This is a genomic window from Microbulbifer sp. JSM ZJ756, assembly GCF_044383805.1.
GTDB classification, from domain to species: domain Bacteria; phylum Pseudomonadota; class Gammaproteobacteria; order Pseudomonadales; family Cellvibrionaceae; genus Microbulbifer; species Microbulbifer zhoushanensis.
This window is the reverse complement of the sequence record NZ_JBISER010000001.1, coordinates 454405-475633: the sequence shown is the minus strand read 5'-3', so window position 1 is coordinate 475633 and position 21229 is coordinate 454405. Positions and strand designations below refer to the sequence as shown.

Genomic DNA, 21229 nt, shown 5'->3' with positions numbered 1-21229 from the left:
GGGATGTCGCCGGGCAGCCGGTGGCCAGTCTGGGCTGCAGGGCCCTGCTGGTCCGGGGGCGGATGGCCACTGGCCGCAATGGGCGAACAGAGCGCCACAACCGCCCCGCAATGGAGTTATGTGAATTATGTGGGTCCGTCCCGTCCCCCTCTTTATCGGCCTGCGTTACGTAGCCGCCCGCCGCCGACAGCAGTTTATTTCCTTTATCAACGGCTTCTCGCTACTGGGGATGGCACTGGGTGTCATGGCCCTGATTGTGGTGACATCCGTGATGAACGGTTTTGACCGTGAACTCAAAACCAGGATCCTCAGCGTGGTGCCCCACGGTTTTGTGGAGAAAGAGGGAGGCCTGGAGGACTGGCGCGGCGCCGCCGAGCAACTGGTGCAGCAGCCCCATGTGGAGGCAGCGAGCCCGTTTGTGCGCGGCTTTGCCCTCCTGGGGTCCGGCAATGAGAGCCACGGGGTGGAGTTCCAGGGCGTGGACCCCACGGCGCTGCGCGATGTCAGCGAGGTGGGCGAGCACATGGTGCTTGGCAGCCTCGACAGCCTGCAGCCGCGCAGCTACAACATCGTCCTGGGGCGTATCCTCGCGCGCCAGCTCAATGTGATTCCCGGGGACAGTGTCATCCTCACCCTGCCGGAAGTGGTGATTACCCCGGCCGGTATCTTTCCCCGCACCAAGCGATTTACCGTGAGCGGTGTTTTCTCTGTCGGTGCCCAGGTGGACCAGAGCATGGCCCTGGTGCATATCGAGGATGCGGGCCGCCTGTTGCGAATGCCCGGCAGGGCACAGGGCCTGCAGTTGCGCTTCGACGATATGAACAACGCCCTGGGCAGGGTTTCCGGTTATGCGGATGAGCTGGGTGAGGGCTTCAGCGGTGAAGACTGGAGCAAGTCCCAGGGCAGCCTGTTCCAGGCGGTGAAAATGGAAAAAACCGTGGTCACACTGATGCTGATGATCATTGTCGCGGTGGCCGCATTCAATATTGTTTCCGCGCTGGTGCTGATGGTGGCCGACAAGCGCTCGGACATCGCCGTGTTGCGCACCCTGGGGCTGACATCGCGGCAGATCATGGGCGTGTTCGTGGTGCAGGGCAGCGCCATCGGGATTATCGGCGCCGTCGCCGGGGCGCTTCTGGGTATCCTGATTGCCCTCAACCTGACCGATATGGTGAGTTGGGTGGAAAATGTCCTCGGTGCCAAGATTTTTGATCCGCGGGTTTTCTTCGTCAGCTTCCTGCCCTCTGAATTCCGGACCGCAGACGCCGTCACCGTGCTGACCGCGGCAATCCTGATGAGCCTGCTGGCGACCCTGTTCCCCGCCTGGCGCGCCGCGCAGATTGAGCCCGCCGAGGCGCTGCGCTACGAGTAAAAGCACCGAACGAATAACGCATCCCGGAATGCGGCCCGCCGGGCAACGGCCGCCGCGACCGACAATGAAAATGACTGGCCCGAATAAATGATGAACAGCCAAGTAGAACTGCAAGACAAGCCGGAGACCGGCAACAACGACACGCACAATGATGTGGTGGTCCTGTCCTGCCGCAGCCTGCGCAAATCCTATCGACAGGGAACCAACGAGCTGGAAGTGCTGCGCGGTGTGGAGCTGGAAGTGCGGCGCGGGGAAAAGCTGGCGATTGTGGGGGCCTCTGGCTCCGGCAAGTCGACCCTGCTCAACCTGCTCGGCGGGCTGGACACCGCCACCTCGGGTGAGGTCCAGGTGGCGGGCAAAGACCTGGCCACGCTGAATGCCAATGAACGGGGCTGGCTGCGCAACAGCAGTCTCGGGTTTGTTTACCAGTTCCACCACCTGCTGGGGGAGTTCTCTGCGCTGGAAAACGTGGCGATGCCGCTGCTGATCGGCAAGCGCCCGGTTGCCGAGGCCCGGGAAGAGGCCACGGCCATGCTGCGGGCGGTGGGGCTGGGGGAACGCCTCGACCACAAACCATCGCAACTCTCGGGTGGCGAGCGCCAGCGGGTCGCCATCGCCCGCGCGCTGGTGACGCATCCGGCCTGTGTGCTGATGGATGAGCCCACCGGTAACCTGGACCGGGCCACGGCAAGGGAAATCCACGGCCTGATGGACAGGCTCAACCGGGAGCTGGGTATCAGCTTTGTCATCGTTACCCATGACCCGGACCTGGCGGCGGCACTGGACCGCACGCTGCACCTGATCGACGGCCGGCTCGAGAGTGACTGGCAGCAGGGCGACCATGTTTAAGCCGCTGCCCACCTATATCGGCCTGCGCTATGCCGGCGCGCAGCGTCGCGGTGAAGACTCCGCCGGCCTGGTGTCCTTTATTTCCGGCCTGTCCATGGTGGGCCTGGTACTGGGTGTGGCCCTGATGATCGTGGTGATGTCGGTGATGAACGGTTTCGATCGCGAACTGCGCGACCGGATCCTGGGCATCATGCCTCACGCCACCATCTACAACAGCAGTCCCGATGTCGACTGGCCGGCAATCCGTGACCAGCTGGCGGCGGCCCCGGCAGTGGAGGCGGCCGCCGAGGTCTGGCAGGTCAACGCGCTGGCGCGCAAGGGCAGGGAAGTCACGCCCCTGCTGGCCCAGGGGGTCAACCCGGAGACCATTACCCGGGTTTCCAATATTGGCGAGTTCGTGTCGCCGGACAGCTTTGCCGCGCTGGAAAACCCGGCGGAGCCGGGCGTGATCCTGGGCCGTGGGCTGGCAGAGAAGCTGGGAGTGAAGCGGGGTGAGCACCTGTCCCTGATTGTGCCCAACAGTGGCGGGGCCGAGGGCGGCCGCCGTGCCGCACGGCTGGCGGGCTTCCAGGTGGTGGATGTATTCCACTCCGGCACCGCGCTGGACCACAGCCTGGCCCTGCTGAGCTGGGACCAGGCCCGCAACCTGGCGGGCGGTGCCGGGGGCGCCGGCGTCCAGTTGCGTGTGGGTGAAATGCTGGAGGCAAACTGGATCATGCGGCAACTGCTGGGCGAATTGCCGGCCCAGAATTTCTACGGCAGTGACTGGAGCCGCACCCACGGCAACCTGTACCAGGCAATCCAGATGTCGCGCAACCTGGTGGGCCTGCTGGTGCTGCTGATTATTGCCATTGCCGCCTTCAATGTGGTTTCCACCCTGGTGATGGTGGTGATCGACAAACACAGCGATATCGCCATCCTGCGCACCATGGGTGCCAGCACCCGCGAGATCCTGCTGACGTTTGTCAGCCAGGGTGCGCTGGTAGGGCTGGTTGGCGCCACCGTGGGTGGCCTGCTCGGTGTGCTCGGGTCACTGGTGGTGACGGACCTGGTGGCGGGGCTCGAGTCCCTGTTTGGAATCCAGTTCCTCAAGTCCGACGTCTACCCGGTGGACTACCTGCCTTCGCAGCTGCAGTGGGGTGACGTGGCACTGGTGGTGGGGGCCGGCTTTGTCCTGAGCCTGGTGGCAACCCTGTACCCGTCGTTGCAGGCGAGCCGGGTGCAGCCGGCAGCAGCGTTGCGGAACGAGCAATAAATAAAAACAGGGTCTCAGGGAGGGGGAATGAGTTTTGTGCGATTTATGGCGGCCATACACCGGCCGTCGATCTTCTGGTGGCCATTTCCCTTTCTTCGCCCCGCTGAGGGGCAGCCATTCGGGCGTTTCCGGCTGTTTACCTGCGCGCTTCTCTACCCGCTCTTTCTCTGGAGCTTTATGTCGGTGATCCTTTTCCTGAAGAGGGGGATGGGAACGGCGGAGCTGTTGCCTCTGTTGGGCGTCTTGCTCGCGATTTTTCTCTCCTATTACTCCGCAGTGGCCTACTGCTGGAACCGGGTTAACAACCCCGGGCAGCCAGGGGCTTCACTGGATCGCTGAGCGCCGCGCCAGGCGCATCTTCCAGCGCTTCACCACGTGCCAGCGCCACAGGGCCTGCATGCCAAAATAAGAAACTGTCGCGAAGAAGATCCCGCTCAGCAGCGAGCCGAAAAACAGCGGCAGCCAGATCTTACCCACCTCGCCGGTCAGCCATTCCCATGACAGTTCCAGCCGGAAGTCCAGGGGCGGCGTGCCCAGGATCCAGGCGCCCAGCTTGTAGGTGCTGTAGAAAATTGCCGGCATGGTGACCGGATTGCTGATCCACACCAGGATCATCGACAGGGGCAGGTTGCAGCGGAACCACAGCGCCAGCAGGGCGGCGATCACCATCTGGCCGGGTAGCGGCAGGAAGCTGGTAAAGACACCCACGGCGAATGCGACAGAAACCGAGTGCCGGTTCAGGTGAAAGAGGTTGGGATCGTGCAGCAGGGTCCCCAGAAAGCCCAGGCCCCTGTTGGCCCGCACCTGTTCGGGGGTTGGCAGCCAGCGCCTGATGATACTTTTCGGCATAACGTCACTGTACCCGAAGACCGGCGGCCCGGACGAATATGATTCAACTCTCAGGGGAGGTGGGCGGGTCCGGTCCGCCACCTGTCCTGGCTCACTCTTAAGGATAGATTGTGGCCGGGTGGGCGGCACGGCCCAGCCATTGCGGGCGCTATTATGCCCGCTCAGGGCCCTCAAGACTACTATTGTGCCTTTCGTACAATTTCCGCCTCTATTGTCAACAATTGGGGCATATTTTGCCGGTTGACGGGTGCTTTCACCTGATTTATGGTGTCCGCCACATCCAGATTGTCGACAATCTTGTGCCAGTAGGGGAAGCCCAGCTTGAAAGCAGCCACTTCACAGAACGCTGTAGCCGGCCAGAGCCTGGCTGACCGCCTGTATGAGACCCTGCGCGCTGAAATCGTCGAGGGGCGGATTGCCGCCGGCAGCAAGATCAGCGAGCCGGAGCTGGCCCGTCGCTTTGAGGCCAGCCGGGGCAGCCTGCGCGAGGCCCTGATGCGGCTCGAGGCGCTGGGCCTGCTGGAGCGCCGTGTCAATGTCGGCGCCCGGGTGGTGGACCTGAGCGAGCGCGGCCTGCTGGAGCTTTACGATGTGCGTGAAGCGCTGGAGGGCATGGCCTGCCGGCTGGCGGCCACCCAGCGCACAGATGCCGACCTGGCGGAACTCCGGCGGATGCTCGAGCACCATGAGCAGCAGGAGGAACTGCGGGCCGGTACCGCCTATTTCCAGCCCGAGGGCGATTTCGACTTCCATTTCCGCATCGTGCAGGCCTCCCGCAATGACCTGCTGATCGACACCCTGTGCAACCGCCTGTACTACCGGGTGCGCATGTACCGGTACCAGCTGGGTATGGCCAGCCCCCGTGCCCAGCGGGCCTTCCGAGAACACAGCCATATCATCGAAGCCATCGAGGCCGGGGACGGTGACCTGGCGGAGCTACTGATGCGCCGCCATATCCGTGCCTCCCGGCAAAACATAGAAAACAAACTGAGGTAGCCAATGAGCCACACTCTCTCTGCTGGCGCGCGCTTTCGCCGTGCCCTCGCCGAAAACAACCCGCTGCAGGTTGTGGGGACCATCAACGCCTACAGCGCCATCATGGCGGAGCGTATCGGCCACAAGGCGATTTACCTGTCCGGTGGCGGGGTGGCGAATGCCTCCTACGGCCTGCCTGACCTGGGCATGACCAGCCTGGACAACGTGCTCGAGGACGTGCGCCGCATTACCGCCGCCAGCGAACTGCCGCTGCTGGTGGATATCGATACCGGCTGGGGCGGTGCCTTCAATATTGCCCGCACCATCAAGGAAATGATCCGTGCCGGCGCCGGCGCGGTACACATCGAGGACCAGGTGGCGCAGAAGCGCTGTGGCCACCGCCCGAACAAGGAAATTGTCAGCAAGGAAGAGATGGTCGACCGTATCAAGGCGGCGGTTGACGCCCGTACCGACGACGATTTCTTTATCATGGCCCGTACCGACTCCTTCGCTCAGGAAGGGCTCGACGCCGCCATCGAGCGCGCCCAGGCCTGCATCGAGGCCGGTGCCGACGGCATCTTCGCCGAGGCGGTCACCGAGCTGGAGCATTACCGCGCCTTCAAGGATGCGCTGAATGTGCCCATCCTCGCCAACATCACCGAGTTCGGCAAAACCAGGCTCTACAACAAGGCAGAGCTGGCGGAGTCCGGTGCTGATATGGTGCTGTACCCGCTGTCGGCATTCCGCGCCATGAACAAGGCCGCGGAAAACGTCTACACCAGCATCCTGGAAAACGGCGACCAGCAGGCGGTGGTGGACACCATGCAGACCCGCGCCGAACTGTACGACTACCTGAATTACCACGACTTCGAGCAGAAGCTCGACGACCTGTTCAAGAAGTAAACCCGAGTTCGATTTTTACCCATCGCCATACCGGGCCCCGGCATGGCGAAGCAAAAATTCTTTCCTAAAAAAGGGGATCAGAAGATGGCAGAGAAAAAAGTAGGAGGCGCCGGCCTGCGCGGCCAGGTTGCCGGTAAAACCGCACTTTCCACCGTTGGCAAAAGCGGTTCAGGCCTCACTTATCGCGGCTATGACGTCAAGGACCTGGCAGAACACTGCGAGTTCGAGGAAGTCGCTTACCTGATCTTCAACGGCGAGCTGCCCACCAGTGCGCAGCTGGCAGATTACAAGGGCACCCTCAAGGGCATGCGCGGCCTGCCGCAGGCACTGAAAGAAGTGCTGGAGCGCATCCCCGCCGACGCACACCCGATGGACGTCATGCGCACCGGTTGCTCCATGCTGGGCAACCTGGAGGGCGAGGAGTCCTTCGACCAGCAGTACGACCGCGCCAACCGCCTGCTGGCGGCGTTCCCGTCCATCATCTGCTACTGGTACCGCTATACCCACGACGGCGTGCGTATCGAGACCGAGACCGACGACGATTCCATCGGCGGCCACTTCCTGCACATGCTGCGCGGTGAGAAGCCGAACGAGCTGCACGCGCAGGTGATGAACGTTTCCCTGATCCTGTACGCCGAGCACGAGTTCAACGCGTCCACCTTCACCGCGCGCGTCTGTGCCTCCACCCTGTCCGACCTGTTCAGCTGCATCACCGGTGCCATCGGCTCCCTGCGCGGCCCGCTGCACGGCGGCGCCAACGAGGCGGCCATGGAATTGATCGAGAAGTTCTCCTCCGCCGACGAGGCCGAGAAAGGGCTGCTGGGCATGCTGGAGCGCAAGGAAAAGATCATGGGCTTCGGCCACGCGGTCTACACCGAGTCCGACCCGCGCAACGCCATTATCAAGCAGTGGGCCGAGAAGCTGGCCGCCGATGTTGGCGACGAGGTGCTGTACCCGGTATCCGTGCGCTGTGAAGAGGTGATGTGGCGCGAGAAGAAGCTGTTCTGTAACGCCGACTTCTTCCACGCTTCTGCGTATCACTTTATGGGCATCCCCACCAAGCTGTTCACGCCGATCTTCGTGATGTCCCGCGTAACCGGCTGGGCCGCCCACGTGTTCGAGCAGCGCGCCGACAACCGCATTATCCGCCCGAGCGCGGAATATGTCGGTCCGGAACTGCGTAAAGTGACGCCGATCGCGGAGCGCGGCTAATCGCGTTTAACGGCCACCGGCCGTGAGGGTTGTGCCGCTGCTCAGGTGCAGTGGCGGCCCGGCCGCCGGTGACCGCCCCCGCGACCCGCCGTAAACCCATCCATGGGGGCTTGTCTGCGAGATCCCTCTCGCAGACAGTCGCGGGGGCAGCCACCGTCAACCGGGCCTTCCCATTGCCCAGCGGTGGTTGTCTGCATTCGGTTGGATTGCCGTGCTTCAGGCCGAGCCTGGAAGGGCGCTGGACCTGATTGCAGAAATACCGCTACAAAACATTCGATGGGCCCCGCAGCGGACCCCAAATTATTGATCACACTATGAATACCGAATACCGCAAAAAACTCCCCGGCACAGACCTCGACTTTTTCGACACCCGCGAGGCCGTCGAAAAAATCCAGCCGGGTGCCTATGAAAAACTGCCATACACTTCCCGTATCCTGGCAGAGAACCTGGTGCGTCGCTGCGAGCCGGAAATGCTCACCGACGCCCTCAAGCAGCTGATCGAGCGCAAGCGCGAGCTGGACTTCCCCTGGTTCCCCGCGCGCGTTGTCTGCCACGATATCCTCGGCCAGACCGCACTGGTGGACCTGGCCGGCCTGCGCGATGCCATCGCCGAGAAGGGCGGGGACCCCGCCAAGGTCAACCCGGTGGTACCCACCCAGCTAATCGTCGACCACTCCCTGGCGGTCGAGCACCCGGGCTTCGAAGAGAACGCGTTCGAGAAGAACCGCGCCGTGGAAGAGCGCCGTAACGAAGACCGCTTCCACTTTATCAACTGGACCAAGACCGCGTTCGAAAACGTGGACGTGATCCCGCCCGGTAACGGCATCATGCACCAGATCAACCTGGAGAAGATGTCCCCGGTGGTGCAGAAGAAAGACGGTGTCGCATTCCCCGATACCTGCGTCGGTACCGACAGCCATACCCCGATGGTGGATGCCCTGGGCGTCATTTCAGTAGGCGTCGGCGGCCTGGAAGCCGAGAGCGTGATGCTCGGTCGCGCCTCCTATATGCGCCTGCCCGACATCGTCGGCGTGGAGCTGACCGGCAAGCTGCAGCCGGGCATCACCGGTACCGATATGGTGCTGGCCCTGACCGAGTTCCTGCGCCGCGAGCGCGTGGTTGGCGCCTACCTGGAATTCTTCGGCGAGGGCGCCTCCAGCCTGAGCCTGGGCGACCGCGCCACGATTGCCAACATGACCCCGGAATACGGTGCCACCGCCGGTATGTTCGCCATCGACGAGCAGACCATCGACTACCTGAAGCTGACCGGCCGCGACGACGAGCAGGTGGCCCTGGTAGAGAAGTTCGCGAAGGAAACCGGCCTCTGGGCAGACAGCCTCAAAGATGCCGAATACGAGCGCGTACTCAAGTTCGACCTGTCCTCCGTTGGCCGCAACCTGGCTGGCCCCTCCAACCCGCACGCGTTGCTGCCGGTGTCCGAACTGGGCACTCGTGGAATCGCGAAAGAGTGGGAGGAAGACGAGGGCCTGATGCCCGATGGTGCCGTGATCATCGCCGCCATCACCAGCTGCACCAACACCAGCAATCCGCGCAACATGATTGCCGCGGGCCTGATCGCCCGCAACGCCAACAAGCTGGGCCTGACCCGCAAGCCCTGGGTAAAGACCTCCCTGGCACCGGGTTCCAAGACCGTAAAAATGTACCTGGAAGAAGCCGACCTGCTGCCCGAACTGCAGCAACAGGGCTTCGACGTGGTGGCCTTTGCCTGTACCACCTGTAACGGCATGAGCGGCGCGCTGGACCCGAAAATCCAGCAGGAAGTGATCGACCGCGACCTGTATGCCACCGCCGTACTGTCCGGCAACCGTAACTTCGACGGCCGTATCCATCCCTACGCCAAGCAGGCCTTCCTGGCCTCGCCGCCCTTAGTGGTCGCCTACGCCATTGCCGGCACCATCCGTTTCGATATCGAGAAGGACGTGCTGGGCCACGACCAGGACGGCAACCCGGTAACGCTGAAAGACATCTGGCCGAGCGACGAAGAGATCGACGCGATCGTCAAAGAGAGCGTCAAGCCGGAGCAGTTCCGTGAGGTCTACATCCCCATGTTCGACCTGAACAAGGCCGAAGCTGAGAAGGGCCAGCCGCTGTACGACTGGCGCCCGCAGAGCACCTATATCCGCCGCCCGCCGTACTGGGAAGGCGCTTTAGCGGGAGAGCGTGGGCTGAAAGGCATGCGCCCGCTGGCGGTGCTGGGTGACAACATCACCACCGACCACCTGTCGCCGTCCAACGCCATCCTGGCCAGCAGTGCCGCGGGTGAATACCTGGCGAAAATGGGCCTGCCGGAAGAGGACTTCAACTCTTACGCAACGCACCGGGGTGACCACCTGACGGCCCAACGCGCCACCTTCGCCAACCCGAAGCTGCTGAACGAGATGGTGCGGGACGAGAACGGTGCAGTGAAGCAGGGCTCCCTGGCCCGCATCGAGCCGGAAGGGCAGGTGACCCGCATGTGGGAAGCCATCGAGACCTACATGGAGCGCAAGCAGCCGCTGATCATTATCGCCGGCGCCGACTACGGCCAGGGCTCCTCCCGCGACTGGGCCGCCAAGGGCGTGGCGCTGGCCGGTGTGGAAGCCATCGTGGCGGAAGGCTTCGAACGCATCCACCGCACCAACCTGATCGGCATGGGCGTGCTGCCGCTGGAATTCCAGCCGGGCACTACCCGCGAGACCCTGGGCATCGACGGTACCGAGACCTTCGACGTGATCGGCGAGCACAAGCCCCGCGCGACTCTGGCGCTGCTGATCCACCGCAAAGACGGTGAAACCGTAGAGGTCCCGGTAACCTGCCGCCTGGACACCCAGGAAGAGGTCTCCATCTACGGCGCCGGCGGCGTGCTGCAGCGCTTCGCCAAGGACTTCCTCGAAGCCGAAGCCACGGCGTGATCAAAAGCCCCCTGTAGGAGCGGCCGTTGGCCGCGATCGGACTAGCAGTAGCCCGCAAAGCCGATCTCTCCTCCTTCTCCCCTCTCCCGCTTGCGGGGGAGGTGCCGGGGAGGGGGCCCAAAACGAAGCCCAACAACCAAACGATTCCCCCATGACCCACAAACCCCAAATCAAAATCCCAGCCACCTACATGCGCGGCGGCACCAGCAAGGGCGTCTTCTTCCGCCTGCAGGACCTCCCCGAAGCCGCCCAGGTGCCGGGAGAAGCCCGCGACAACCTGCTGCTGCGCGTGATCGGCAGCCCCGATCCCTACGGCAAGCAGACCGACGGCATGGGCGGTGCCACCTCCAGCACCAGCAAGACCGTGATCCTGTCGAAGAGCGAGCAACCCGACCACGATGTGGACTACCTGTTCGGCCAGGTGGCCATCGATAAGCCGTTCGTGGACTGGTCCGGCAACTGTGGCAACCTCACCGCCGCCGTGGGCGCCTTCGCTATCAACAGCGGCTTCGTCGATGCCGACCGCATCCCGGATAACGGTACCTGCACCGTGCGTATCTGGCAGGCCAATATCAGGAAGACCATCATCGCCCAGGTCCCCATCACCAACGGGGAAGTGCAGGAGACCGGCGATTTCGAGCTGGACGGCGTCACCTTCCCGGCGGCCGAGGTCCAGATTGAGTTTATGGACCCCGCCGACGGCGACGGGGCCATGTTCCCCACCGGCAACCTGGTGGATGACCTGGAAGTGCCCGGCGTCGGCACGCTGAAAGCCACCATGATCAACGCCGGCATCCCCACCATTTTCGTCAACGCCGATGAGATTGGGTACGTGGGTACCGAGTTGCAGGAAGCCATCAACGGCGACGACAAGGCGCTCGCCATGTTCGAGACTATTCGTGCATATGGCGCAAAGGAAATGGGCCTGATCAGCAACGTGGAAGAGGCGGCCAGCCGCCAGCATACCCCCAAGGTCGCGTTCGTCGCCCCGCCTCAGGACTATGTGGCTTCAAGTGGCAAGAAGGTCGCAGCGGCCGATATCGACCTGCTGGTGCGCGCCCTGTCCATGGGCAAGCTGCACCACGCCATGATGGGCACCGCTGCAGTGGCCATCGGCACTGCTGCGGCCATTCCCGGCACCCTGGTGAATCTGGCGGCTGGGGGAGGAGAGCGCAATGCGGTTACTTTCGGTCATCCGTCTGGCACCCTGCGGGTTGGGGCGGAAGCGGAAGTCCTCAATGGGCAATGGACTGCTACCAAGGCCATTATGAGTCGCAGTGCGCGGATCCTGATGGAAGGGTGGGTGCGGGTGCCTGGGGACTGTTTCTAATCAGATCGCGTCGGGCCCGCTTGCCAGCTGGGAATTCCTGACGCTGACTATAGATGATCGGGAAAGCGAGCCTCGAGAGGGGCTCGCTTTTTTTGTGCCCGAAAGGTTTGTACAAAATTCAGGCAAGGCGGAGTGTGGCATCGCTAGATCAGCAGCACGAGTCACTGAATTGGTTGGTGTAATGCCAAGTCATTGACTTAAAAGGCAATTAAAATACTATCGAATACAGCCGTAACCAGAATTATAAGAACGCGCCGCAGCCTTATTTTTAAGAGATACATTCAAAGCTCCAGTAACTTGCTGATTTTGAAGGGCCTTCTCTGGATCCTTTGTAAAGTCGCGCCGAGTTACAAGGAGCTGAGTTATTTGACGAGTCCATCTTTTGAATAAACTGTGAGGCGCTCAGAAATAGTCAGAGGTGTACATGTCGCTGCCGAGAGAATTCCCCAGCGTGTTTTGTGAGCTCCATAAGCTTGAATTTGACTATGCCGATGGAGATGGTATCGATTTTGAACCATACCAAGAGTTTATGTTACGCGAGGAAGTCCAAAGCTGGTTTCAAGCATGGACAGGAAATCAACATGCTGAGTGCGGTGATTACCTAATTTTTGGACAGGATGGCACTGGAGGCTATGCGGCGATATGGCCTATCCGTGAAGGCAAGAATCTTATCGAACAACCCATAGTTTTCTTTGGATCTGAAGGGGAGCTAGGGATAGTCGCCTCAAACTTTTCAGATTATCTGTGGCTGTTAGCCAGCAACCATGGTCCGTACGAAACAATTGCCTGCCCGGATGATGCGCGGCTATCCAATGAGGTCTTCTTGGCATTCGCGAATACACATGCAACGACACCGAGAAGGCATGTTTCGCAAATCATTGACGATGCCTCTTTTGAATTTCCGGAGTTCGAGCGAAAAATCCGCGCGCTTTGCGGCTAAAACGACCCAACCAGTAGCTGTAGTTCGTTTTGGACCGCCGTCGCCATGCCTGACAACCTTGCCAGGGGCTCCTCAAGAAGAAGTGGAGTCAGATCAACTTTATGGCGTTAATTTGATTGAATATATGTGATGCCAAAATGTTGATCTGACCCCACTTATTACTTAAGTTCGACGATTTTTTGCGACTGGAACTCAATCTACTGATTTTTAGGCGTTTTTAAGGGGGGTGGTTGCCAGGCATCATAAAGTTAAAGGTTGCTGAGTCATATGGACGAGTCTTGTTAATAAACTTTTATACGTCATCTACACAGCCTATGTGTTGATTTTTCAAGCTATATGTTGGGTGAATGCTGCTAGTGTCAATAAGGACAAAAAATTGAAAATAGACAACGTGCATTTAAAGGGGTTTAGGAATTTTTTTGATGCGCTTATTAACTTTAACGAAAACACATTAATTATAGGTTCAAATGATGTTGGGAAAAGCAACCTTCTCCATGCGTTAAGGATATTATTAGACAAAAGCTTATCTGAAGCGGAAATTGAGCCCAATGAACTTGATTTTCACATTGGTCTAGCCGGTGTTAGTGATGAGTTATCAATTACAGTTAGGTTTACAGGTATCACGGAAGACGCTGTTATTTCAGTTCTCAAGGGTGGCGTTAGTGAAGACAGTGAAACCTTTTTAAGGTATGTAGCGAAAAGAAATAATCTAGATTACAAGTTGTTCATTGGATCTTCGTTAGATGAATTACAAGAGATTTCCAGTCGCTTCTATCTAAAGCACATGCATTTGAAATACATCGAATCGCAGCGTGATTTGGATAGGTTTATTCGTAAAGAAAAACGGCAACTGCTAAAAATTGCGCAGGAAGCACTTTCTGAAGATGAAAGGCTAGAAGATGATGAGTTGCTAGATGAAATAAGCAGTGATTTAGAAGCTCTCAACGAGAAAGTGGCTCAGCTTGTTTATGTGGATAAAGCAACAAAGGACGTTAATGATGAACTTAAAAAGCTGGCCCATCATTACGCTGATTACGAGGTGCAGCTTGATACAGGTGCAATTCAGGTCAATGACTTTATAGAAAAATTACAACTTGGGGCAAATACAAATGGCTCTAATGTTATGCTCGGTGGAGATGGGCGAAATAATCAAATATTACTCGCTTTATGGAAAGCTAAGAGTGCAAGAGAGCATGACTTGGATAACGAGGTTGTTTTTTACGTTATCGAAGAGCCGGAAGCGCATTTGCATCCTCATCAGCAAAGAAAATTGGCAGCATACTTGATTGATGAATTGCCAGGGCAAACCATCATTTCATCACATTCTCCACAGATAACTGTTAATTTCTCACCGGATTCTATCATCAGGTTACTTCATCAAGAATCTGCAACAGTTGCTGCCAGTCAAGGTTGCTCAGACTGTATTGAAACAGGCTGGGAAGATATGAGCTATAGGATGAGCATATTGCCAGCAGAGGCTTTCTTTTCTAATGGAATATTCTTAGTGGAAGGGCCATCTGAGATGCTTTTCTATCAATCACTGTCAAGTGCACTAAAAATTGATTTGGATTATGAGAATTTGTCGGTTCTTTCTGTTGATGGTATCTCTTTCCAAGTATATATATCGATATTGGATGCCTTGGCTATCCCATGGGTAATGAGAACTGACAACGACGTATCAAAAGTACCTAATAAAAATGAATGGCAGTATGCTGGCATTAACCGATGTTTAAGCATAGTGAAAGAAGGGCGGCTAGAGAATAGTTGTGTCGAATTAACTGCACAGGAAACCATAGTGAATGGTGAGTGGGAAGCTGCATCTAACCTAATTAATGGCAAAGGCCTTTTTCTATCAGAAGTGGACCTGGAAACAGACTTGGCAAATGAGTTGCCCGAAGAAGTCAAAGCAGCACTAGGGAAAGATGATGTTGAGTCTGCTATTAAATATCTTCAAGGAAAAAAGGCACTAAGGATGAGAGAGCTGCTTAGATCAATTAAAGGTGATCTTAACAAGTTGAACGGCGGTAAATTGGCTCAACCATTACACAAGTTGTTACATTTTAAAAGAACGTGAAAATGACTGCTTTTAATCCAACAATACAACAGCAAGAAGCGATTGATTACGAAAGTAGTTGTGTCATTACTGCATGTCCAGGTAGTGGAAAAACTACTGTAATGAAAGAGAAAATACGACGGATAACGGCAGATCTCCCTTCTCATAAGGGTGTAATTGCAATTACTTTTACCAAAAAAGCCAGTGAGGAGCTAAAGAAACGCTGTAAAGAACATGCTCATGACACAAAACTCAGCTTTTTCGGAACAATAGACAGTTTTTGCCTGAAAGAATTAATATTGCCATTTCTCGGTAGAATATGGGGAGGGAGGCCGTCTGATTGTCAGATAATTAAGAGACTTGATTCGCTCCAGAAACAGTATCTTTCTAAGGAATATAATTCTCCAACGCAAGATGAACTCGTTTTCGATGATGGCTTCAAGGCATTATATGATAACGGGATATTATGGATGAGCAGCTTTGCCGCATTGTCACTATTAATTCTCAGTAGTTCAGGTTCGGCACGGCGCTACGTGAAAGCGCGTTATTCACACGTATTTATTGACGAATATCAAGATTCATCTGAATCTCAACATGAGCTGTTTATCAAGCTTCGTGAGCTTGGTCTGGTCGCAACTGCTGTTGGTGACGTAGATCAGTCAATATATCGTTTTAGGGGGAGTCAGCCCGAATTCTTAATTGGATTGGGTGAAGACCCTGATAATTTCAAGCATTTTGAGCTCGACTTTAATCATAGATGTCATCCATCAATTGTTAATTATGCTTCTCGGCTTCTTGATCCTGAATGCAAATTACTCCCTCATGAAGGTGATATTCGTGTGTATAGACGCTTGCTAACAGGAAATTTAAGAAATGCGGCTGGAGAGGTTACTACCTGGATATCCGATTGGTTAAAAAATGGTAAGGTTGGTCACGCGTGTGAAATTGCAGTTTTGGCTAAAAAGGAAGTCTCTTTAAAAGAGTTTTCGTTAGGCTTTGGCCTTGAGTATCGATTGTATAAGGATACGCCGCTTAATGATATTGGCACTGAGTGTGCAGATATTTACTCAGATTTTCTTTCCTATAAGTACGAAGCCATTCCAACTTCTCAAGATGTGATAGAGAAGTATTCAATGCAGCTGCGATCGGAAAATATTGCTGAATTGAGGAGGTTATTAAAGGCTATTCGTTCCGAGCAGAATTTGGAAGCGTTCATAGAAAAATGTAACTACTTGTTAGAGAAAATGGGGTGTGATGAGCTAGAGGCGGAAAACGATGCTGTCAGAACCATCTGGAATGATAATTCATTGGTAAAGCTGTTCAAGCCAGTTGCTGAGAATGAAGTTCAGATAATGACGCTTCACAAATCTAAAGGCTTAGAGTTCAAAATAGTCTTTCACCTGGACATGGAGGAATGGTCTTTTCCTCACCGAATACCAGGTGCTAATTGGGATGATATAAATTATCCGAGTTTAGCAGAGGACACCAATCTACATTATGTTGGAATTACTAGATCTGAGTTGGGCTGTATCTTAATTCGAACATCATTACGGCGGAATGCGCAAGGTAATTACAGTGACTCAAGGCCGTCTTACTTTTTGCGTTTGCCTCAACTTGAAGGATTATATCAATGAAATATTGGGGTCAGAGTAAAATATTGACGCTCTATTTCCCTATGGGATTTTCTGTCAAAAAGTTACTCTGAACCCAACGAGTACTGCCCCCCTTTGAGTACCTTTACGAATAAATTCAGCGCCCATTCAGTTGTGCCGGGTTAAAAAGCAGGTGTGAATCCAAGGAATACGCACCATGCGCCAGCTCCCATACCGATTACTCGCCGCTCTCACCATCACTTTGACGCTTGGTGGCTGTGTCACCTACCCAGCGACGCCGGTGTACGTCGAGAAAACCTATGTCCGGAAGCCTGCCCCGGTTTACTCCTATTCTGTGATGACCGATCCCGGTTATCGCTACTACGACGATACCCTCGGCGTCTACGTATTCTACGACCGCAGCGACGTTTTCTATCGACAGGGGCGTTACTATCGTTGGCATCAGGACCATTGGATCAGTGCCAATCACTGGCGTGGCCCTTGGTATCCGGCCCCGAATCTGACTATCTCGGGAAACTTCAATGATCGCTGGCATTCGCGCTTGCGCCGCCATGGCCAGCGCTATGCCGGAGGACACCACCAGAGGCCGCCGCGCCGGCACGTTCATGACGACGGATATAGTCGGCGGGACAGATATGACAGCAACGCGCATCGACATGATCGCCGGGAGAAGGGGCAGGATCAACGCGAGAAGGGCCGGGATCGTCGTGAGAAGGGCTGGGATCGCCGTGAGAAGCGCCAGGATCAACACGAGAAGGGCTGGGATCGTCGTGAGAAGGGCTGGGATCGTCGTGAGAAGGGCTGGGATCGTCGGGAGAAGGGCTGGGATCGTCGTGAGAAGGGCCGGGATCATCGTGAGAAGGGCCGGGATCATCATGAGAAGGGCCGGGATCATCGTGAGAAGGGCCGGGATCGTCGTGAGGAGCGCCAGCATCGTGGCCGACGCGGTGAACATGGGTTTGCTGCCACAGCCGAGCCAAAGCGGCGGGCGTCTCAGGCGGATAACCGGAGCTGGGATCGCGGTAATGAACGCCGGAAGCCACGTCGGAATCCAGGTCGGGACGAGCGGGCAGTTAAACTCGCGGACAAGCCCACCGGCATTCGCGGCCCACGAGCTGTTCCTGCGTTAGAGCGTCCGGCAACTGATCGCCGCACGGTGCGCGACAGACCCAAGCCACAAAACCAGCGCGGCCAGCCCCAGCGCCACTACAATGCGCCAAATGATCGGCGCAATACTGCCGCAAAGCCAGCTCCGCGCCAGGAGCGCGAGCAACCCAGGAACGAGCAACCAAAGAAAAAGAAGCGGGAAAAGGAAAAGAAGTCCAAAAAGAAAACGGATAGGCGCGATCAGGTACGCCCGGTGCGTGAGCTGGATACCCGCCGGTCCAATGAAGCACGTCGTCGGATCGATTGAGCCTGTCCCGAAAAATGGGCGCCGAAGCGCCCAGGATAATTTGCCGAACTTGGAGTGTCAGAGGGAGAATTTGTACCCTACTGACAGATTGAACATCCATGGATCATATTGGAAGTCCGCGGAATAGGACTCAAAGAACGGCTCTACATCCGGGAGTGGCGGATCGTCATCCAGGATTTGTATCCGCATATCTGTCATGGAGCGTGCGTAAACCGCAGCGACATTCACCAGCCAGGCGCTATCGCGTCCGAAATTGAAATCCATACCGACTTGCCAGGTATAGCCCCAGGAGTACCCCAGATCGAAGTTGCCGCGCAGGCCAAATTCAGCCAGGTCGTCCTGCACTACACCACTAACGCTGCTCTCACCGAAGTCGGTATAGCTAATTCCACCACCTATATAGGGTTGAACCAGGCAGGTTTCATCCAGGGGGTAGAATTTCAGGCTTGCAGTACTGATATCGGCATCAAACTTCACTACATCACGATATTCGACAGCTTCGAAACCCAGAGAAAAAAAACGGTCAGCGTGACTGCTGGTATGCGGGTCGCCGTCCATATAGCCAAGCTCGATGCCCCAATGCTCTACAGGTTTCCACTCGAAGTTGAAATACCAACCCCACTCGGAACCTGGATCGACGGTAGAGCGAAACGCATCGAAATTCTGGAAGGTATCATCGGCGAAAGTAACCTCATCATCTCCTGCGGAAATATAGTATCCGCCGGCACGAACAATAAAGTCCTGTGGTCCGGTCAGTCCGAGGGGGCTCGCCGAGGCGGTACTGCCAAGGGTCAAAGCCAGTGGGGCCAGGATAGGCGCAAATGTCAACATCTTCTTCATTCAAGGCAACTCCTTGTATGCCCATTGAATAAAAAGTGTAATACAGCCGTTTTTGACGTACGGGAAAAACAGCTGATTTTAAGTGCCAAAATGGTGCGCACGGGCGATAATTCCGCATTCTTTGTGTTTGCACTGCTTCAGAAAAAGCTGGAGTCGAACCGCCAGGGTTTCGCGGAGGCAGGTAGTGCGGGTCAGGCGGCCTGGCCTCGATGTAGCCTTCACTTTTCAGCGACATTTTAGTCACATTTGCACTGCTAACCTCGCAGCGTTTCACCTAATAAACACGGAAGATTGTTGAAGGAATAGCAATATGAGCAGGCAATTGAGACAGGTATCGAGGTTGACTCTATCGGCGCTCCTGACTGGATTGCCACTCTTTACCCAAGCAGCAGAGGCGCCCGGTGCGCTGACTATCATGGTCAAAGACCAGCATACGGACCGGCCACTCTCAACCGTGGAGATCATGATCCGGGAGCGGGAGACCAATTCCACGCGATCTGTGGAAACCGATGCACAGGGTCGTATCGTCCTTGAGTCGCTCGACCCCGGGCTCTACTCGGTGAACTTAGCCAAAGACGGCTTCAGTTCGTTGTATGAGCCAAGCGTACGCGTGGTTACACGCAAAAATATCCAAGTCGAGTTCGAACTTCGAGAGCAGGCAATTGAGGAAGTGGAGGTTCGAGCACCGCAACCTGGTGCATTTGCTTCAGCCAGCAGCACCTACCTGGATAGAGAAGCCTTGCGCAGTGCTGTAGGCGGTGGCTCGGATCCGCTGCTTTCGCTGGACGGGTTGCCTGGCCTGGCATCCGCCAGTGAATTCGCAAGCTTTAGCGTACGCGGCCGTGGCCCAAGAGATAACTTGATATTCGTTGACGACTTTCCCTTTGATAAGGCGGTACACTTTGATGCGACACTGGGGGAAGAGGAAGATGTCGGTGGTGGCGGGCGTTTCTCGATTTTTGCACCGAACGTAATCAGTGGTGCAGAATTCTCACCAGGTGGATGGAGTGCGGCTTATGGCGGCCGTGCTGCATCTTTACTCAAGCTGGAAGTCGCCGATGGCAACCCAAGCCCTTCAGCAAGCCTGCGCTTCGACCTTGCGGGCTATGAAGTGGGTTACGACGGCCCTGCCGGCATCACTGACGGCTCTACATTGCTCGTGTCTGCTCGGCGACTGGATTTTGGTTCATTTTTTGAAACAATCGAAGAGCTCGACATTGGGGATCCTGTCTTAAGAGACGTCATCGTAAAGTCGGTCATGCCAATCAACCAGAACAACACCTTCGAAATCCTGCTGATCGATACACACGAAGACTATGTTCGCGACGTGACTCACGTTTTTGCTTCGACCAATTTCGAAGATGTTGCGCTTCAATATTCTGAGCAGGATAGTGATTTGTACGGCCTGACATTGCGATCATTGATCGGTGAAGAGGCTGTCTTGACCAATAAGCTCTTCTACCGAACAAGCGACAAGGTCAGTTCAGAGGGAGAATCGTTTCCTGATCTCGTACCCGAGGGATCGCCCGCGTCCAGTTTTCCGGTGCGGGAAGACATTATTACCATCGGTGAAGGTGAAACAGAGATCGGCTGGCGAAGTGACTTCGAGACAGTGAATCAATGGGGCGTATTCAGTGCCGGTATTCGGGTAACACAACTTGAACTTGACTATGGCACCAGCCTGGATGGTGATTGGATCCGGTTTGTCTACGACGACGATGATTTCAGGGCAGATCCCGGTCAGCGTTATATTGTGCTGACTCCCGAGAACATCAATTCTTCGCTAAGCCAGAAAGAAACCAGCTACGCAAGTTACGCAGAACAGGTTTTTGAACGCGGAGACTGGGATGTTCGCACAGGTGTGCGGTTGGAACGGGATGGCTTTGCCGACGAAAGCTTCGCGTCGCCCAGGTTCAGCGTCAATTGGCGGCCGGGTAGGACGTTTAGGTATTTTGCGACCGCAGGGCTCTTTCATCAGTCGCCGCGGTTTCTGGACCTTGCCGCTAACGAGTCGAACGACCTCGTGACCGAAGAGATTACGCACAGCAGTATCGGTTTTGAATACTTCCCGAACAACAGCTGGTCCGTGTTGACGGAAGCCTATTATCAAAACCTCGACAAGCTGGTGGTAGACCTTGACCGGGCAAGCGGAACCTTTGCCAATATTGGCGACGGCACATCCTACGGTGTCGATATTGTGGCCAACGGTACGATTCGAGAGGGCATTTACGCGACCGCGACATATTCTTATAACGATGCCGAAGTCGACCGGAAAGACGGTCGTGGTGCCGTAGCCGCCGAATTCAACCGCGAGCATGTCGCTACTCTCGGCCTGACCTGGGAAATCAGTGACCGCTGGAAGGTCGCCGGGCGCTACAAATATCTTTCCGGCAGGCCAGATGACATCTTTATTATTCACCAAGACGTGTTGGGAGCCGGGCAACCCCTGCGCTACTCGAAAGAGATCATTGAGCGCAATGTCGGGCGCAAAAGCGGTTCCGGTATGCTGAACGTTCGCGTTGACTATCGGCGCGCCTTTGGCCCTGTAGATGCAACCGCCTTTCTCGATGTCATCAACCTGACGGCAGCGTCATCGAGCGACGATACTGAGTTTGACTACCGCCGGGGGGGTGAAGTAGAAGACGATAGTGAAGCCGAGCCACTGATTGGCCTGCGTCTGGATTACGCCTGGTAAGCCTGATAAGCCTGACA

The 21229-nt window shown here is 56.4% G+C and carries 16 protein-coding genes; 14 read left to right on the top strand and 2 right to left on the bottom strand.

The features are described from left to right. The first annotated feature begins 127 nt into the window (after positions 1-127). The 4 genes from ACH6CX_RS02075 to ACH6CX_RS02060 all read left to right on the top strand — a co-directional run bounded on the left by ACH6CX_RS02075 (position 128) and on the right by ACH6CX_RS02060 (position 3815). Complete coding sequence (locus ACH6CX_RS02075; protein ID WP_334078962.1) at positions 128-1372, top strand: lipoprotein-releasing ABC transporter permease subunit; 1245 nt, start codon at positions 128-130, stop codon at positions 1370-1372. Between the two features lie 90 nt (positions 1373-1462). Continuing rightward, positions 1463-2221, top strand: a complete 759-nt coding sequence (gene lolD, locus ACH6CX_RS02070; RefSeq protein ID WP_237061620.1) for a lipoprotein-releasing ABC transporter ATP-binding protein LolD — start codon at positions 1463-1465, stop codon at positions 2219-2221. Then, positions 2214-3476: a lipoprotein-releasing ABC transporter permease subunit gene (locus ACH6CX_RS02065; protein WP_237061617.1), complete on the top strand. Its 1263-nt coding sequence runs from the start codon at positions 2214-2216 to the stop codon at positions 3474-3476. The genes lolD and ACH6CX_RS02065 overlap by 8 nt, the downstream gene beginning before the upstream one ends. 27 nt (positions 3477-3503) lie before the next feature. After that, a complete protein-coding gene (locus ACH6CX_RS02060; protein WP_334078960.1) occupies positions 3504-3815 on the top strand; it encodes a hypothetical protein in 312 nt (103 codons plus the stop codon). Here the strand turns inward: ACH6CX_RS02060 and ACH6CX_RS02055 are convergent. Beyond that, positions 3801-4325 carry a DUF2062 domain-containing protein gene (locus ACH6CX_RS02055; RefSeq protein WP_232942736.1) on the bottom strand — a complete coding sequence of 175 codons (525 nt, stop codon included), beginning with the start codon at positions 4323-4325 and terminating at the stop codon, positions 3801-3803. The genes ACH6CX_RS02060 and ACH6CX_RS02055 overlap by 15 nt on opposite strands. A 321-nt stretch (positions 4326-4646) precedes the next feature. Here ACH6CX_RS02055 and ACH6CX_RS02050 point away from each other — a divergent pair, with 321 nt between their 5' ends. The 9 genes from ACH6CX_RS02050 (at position 4647) to ACH6CX_RS02010 (ending at position 17393) form a co-directional block, all read left to right on the top strand. After that, entirely contained in the window at positions 4647-5321 is a 675-nt protein-coding gene (locus tag ACH6CX_RS02050) for a GntR family transcriptional regulator (RefSeq protein WP_396674545.1), read from the top strand. Between the two features lie 3 nt (positions 5322-5324). Further along, positions 5325-6203: a methylisocitrate lyase gene (gene prpB, locus ACH6CX_RS02045; RefSeq protein WP_232942732.1), complete on the top strand. Its 879-nt coding sequence runs from the start codon at positions 5325-5327 to the stop codon at positions 6201-6203. An 84-nt stretch (positions 6204-6287) separates the two neighbouring features. Beyond that, positions 6288-7415: a 2-methylcitrate synthase gene (gene prpC, locus ACH6CX_RS02040; protein ID WP_396674543.1), complete on the top strand. Its 1128-nt coding sequence runs from the start codon at positions 6288-6290 to the stop codon at positions 7413-7415. A 314-nt stretch (positions 7416-7729) separates the two neighbouring features. Continuing rightward, a complete protein-coding gene (gene acnD, locus ACH6CX_RS02035) occupies positions 7730-10327 on the top strand; it encodes a Fe/S-dependent 2-methylisocitrate dehydratase AcnD (protein ID WP_396674541.1) in 2598 nt (865 codons plus the stop codon). A 151-nt stretch (positions 10328-10478) separates the two neighbouring features. Continuing rightward, positions 10479-11657, top strand: coding sequence for a 2-methylaconitate cis-trans isomerase PrpF (prpF, locus tag ACH6CX_RS02030; protein WP_396674539.1), 1179 nt, complete (start codon positions 10479-10481; stop codon positions 11655-11657). 424 nt (positions 11658-12081) lie between these two features. Further along, positions 12082-12597, top strand: a complete 516-nt coding sequence (locus tag ACH6CX_RS02025) for a hypothetical protein (protein WP_396674537.1) — start codon at positions 12082-12084, stop codon at positions 12595-12597. A 376-nt stretch (positions 12598-12973) separates the two neighbouring features. Continuing rightward, positions 12974-14671 carry an ATP-dependent nuclease gene (locus ACH6CX_RS02020; RefSeq protein ID WP_396674535.1) on the top strand — a complete coding sequence of 566 codons (1698 nt, stop codon included), beginning with the start codon at positions 12974-12976 and terminating at the stop codon, positions 14669-14671. A 2-nt stretch (positions 14672-14673) separates the two neighbouring features. Further along, positions 14674-16284 carry a UvrD-helicase domain-containing protein gene (locus tag ACH6CX_RS02015; protein WP_396674533.1) on the top strand — a complete coding sequence of 537 codons (1611 nt, stop codon included), beginning with the start codon at positions 14674-14676 and terminating at the stop codon, positions 16282-16284. Positions 16285-16784: 500 nt separating this feature from the next. Then, the gene (locus ACH6CX_RS02010; protein ID WP_396674530.1) at positions 16785-17393 is read left to right on the top strand and encodes a hypothetical protein; all 609 of its coding nucleotides are present in this window, start codon (positions 16785-16787) and stop codon (positions 17391-17393) included. A gap of 341 nt (positions 17394-17734) precedes the next feature. Here the strand turns inward: ACH6CX_RS02010 and ACH6CX_RS02005 are convergent, their stop codons facing one another. Further along, positions 17735-18517 (bottom strand): OmpW family protein, encoded by a 783-nt coding sequence (locus ACH6CX_RS02005; protein WP_396674527.1) that lies wholly within the window; start codon positions 18515-18517, stop codon positions 17735-17737. 310 nt (positions 18518-18827) lie between these two features. Between ACH6CX_RS02005 and ACH6CX_RS02000 the strand changes: the two genes are divergently transcribed. Beyond that, positions 18828-21212: a TonB-dependent receptor gene (locus tag ACH6CX_RS02000; RefSeq protein ID WP_396674525.1), complete on the top strand. Its 2385-nt coding sequence runs from the start codon at positions 18828-18830 to the stop codon at positions 21210-21212. Positions 21213-21229: the final 17 nt, after the last annotated feature.